The 2146-nt window shown below is 67.0% G+C and carries 1 protein-coding gene; it reads left to right on the forward strand.

Annotated elements, in window-relative coordinates:
* Window positions 1-2146 (forward strand): DNA-directed RNA polymerase subunit beta (rpoB, locus tag C229_RS0128860; RefSeq protein ID WP_018658598.1); only part of this gene is annotated, 2146 nt, incomplete at both ends.

The following is a 2146-nucleotide window of genomic DNA, read 5'->3' on the forward strand; positions in this document are numbered from 1 at the left end:
CCGCTCCGATGTTCGTCACGGCGGAGTTCATCAACAACACCACCGGTGAGATCAAGAGCCAGACGGTGTTCATGGGCGACTTCCCGCTCATGACCCCGAAGGGCACCTTCATCATCAACGGCACCGAGCGTGTCGTCGTCTCCCAGCTCGTCCGCTCCCCGGGCGTGTACTTCGACCGCGCCCTCGACAAGGCCAGCGACAAGGACATCTACGGCTGCAAGGTCATCCCCAGCCGTGGCGCCTGGCTGGAGTTCGAGATCGACAAGCGCGACAACGTCGGCGTCCGCATCGACCGCAAGCGCAAGCAGCCCGTGACGGTGCTGCTGAAGGCGCTCGGCTGGGACGAGGCGCGCATCCGCGAGCGCTTCGGCAACTACGAGTCGATCAACATCACCCTGGAGAAGGACCACACCACCGGCCAGGACGACGCGCTGCTGGACATCTACCGCAAGCTGCGTCCGGGCGAGCCCCCCACGCGTGAGTCGGCCCAGACCCTCCTGGAGAACCTGTACTTCAACCCCAAGCGCTACGACCTGGCGAAGGTCGGCCGCTACAAGGTGAACAAGAAGCTCGGGCTCGACCTGGAGATGAACCAGGGCACGCTCACCGAGGACGACGTCGTCGCGACGATCGAGTACCTCGTCCGGCTGCACGCCGGTGAGGAGGAGGGCACCCTCGGCGCCGTCTCCGTGCCGATCGAGGTGGACGACATCGACCACTTCGGCAACCGGCGGCTGCGCACGGTGGGTGAGCTGATCCAGAACCAGGTCCGCCTGGGCCTGGCCCGGATGGAGCGCGTCGTCCGCGAGCGGATGACCACCCAGGACGTCGAGGCGATCACGCCGCAGACCCTGATCAACATCCGGCCCGTCGTCGCCTCCATCAAGGAGTTCTTCGGCACCAGCCAGCTCTCCCAGTTCATGGACCAGACCAACCCGCTCGCGGGCCTGACGCACAAGCGGCGTCTGTCCGCGCTCGGCCCCGGTGGTCTGTCCCGTGAGCGGGCCGGCATGGAGGTCCGCGACGTCCACCCGTCGCACTACGGCCGCATGTGCCCGATCGAGACGCCGGAGGGCCCGAACATCGGCCTCATCGGCTCGCTGGCGGCGTTCGGCCGGGTCAACCCGTTCGGGTTCGTCGAGACGCCGTACCGCAAGGTCGTGGACGGCCGCGTCACCGAGCAGGTCGACTACCTGACGGCCGACGAGGAAGACCGTTTCATCATCGCGCAGGCCAACTCGCTGATGAACGACGACGGCACCTTCATCGACCCCAAGGTCCTCGTCCGCCGTAAGGGCGGCGAGGTCGAGCTGGTCCCGCCGAACGAGATCCAGTACATGGACGTCTCGGCGCGCCAGATGACCTCGGTGGCGACCGCGATGATCCCGTTCCTGGAGCACGACGACGCCAACCGTGCGCTGATGGGTTCGAACATGCAGCGTCAGTCGGTTCCGCTGCTGCGCAGCGAGGCGCCGCTGGTCGGCACCGGCATGGAGTACCGTGCCGCCGTCGACGCCGGTGACGTCATCGTGGCGGAGAAGGCCGGTGTGGTCGAGGAGGTCTCGGCCGACTACGTGACCGTCATGAACGACGACGGCACCCGCACCACCTACCGCGTCGCCAAGTTCAAGCGTTCCAACCAGGGCACCTGCTTCAACCAGAAGCCGATCGTGGCCGAGGGGCAGCGCGTCGAGGTGAACCAGGTCGTCGCCGACGGCCCGTGCACCGACCAGGGCGAGATGGCGCTCGGCAAGAACCTCCTCGTGGCGTTCATGCCGTGGGAGGGCCACAACTACGAGGACGCGATCATCCTGTCGCAGCGCCTCGTGCAGGACGACGTCCTGTCCTCGATCCACATCGAGGAGCACGAGGTCGACGCCCGGGACACCAAGCTGGGGCCCGAGGAGATCACGCGGGACATCCCGAACGTCTCCGAAGAGGTCCTGGCCGACCTGGACGAGCGCGGCATCATCCGGATCGGCGCCGATGTGGTTCCCGGCGACATCCTGGTCGGGAAGGTCACGCCCAAGGGCGAGACCGAGCTGACTCCGGAGGAGCGGCTGCTGCGTGCGATCTTCGGTGAGAAGGCCCGCGAGGTCCGCGACACCTCGCTGAAGGTCCCTCACGGCGAGCAGGGCAAGGTCAT

The organism is Actinomadura flavalba DSM 45200, assembly GCF_000374305.1.
Taxonomy (GTDB): domain Bacteria; phylum Actinomycetota; class Actinomycetes; order Streptosporangiales; family Streptosporangiaceae; genus Spirillospora; species Spirillospora flavalba.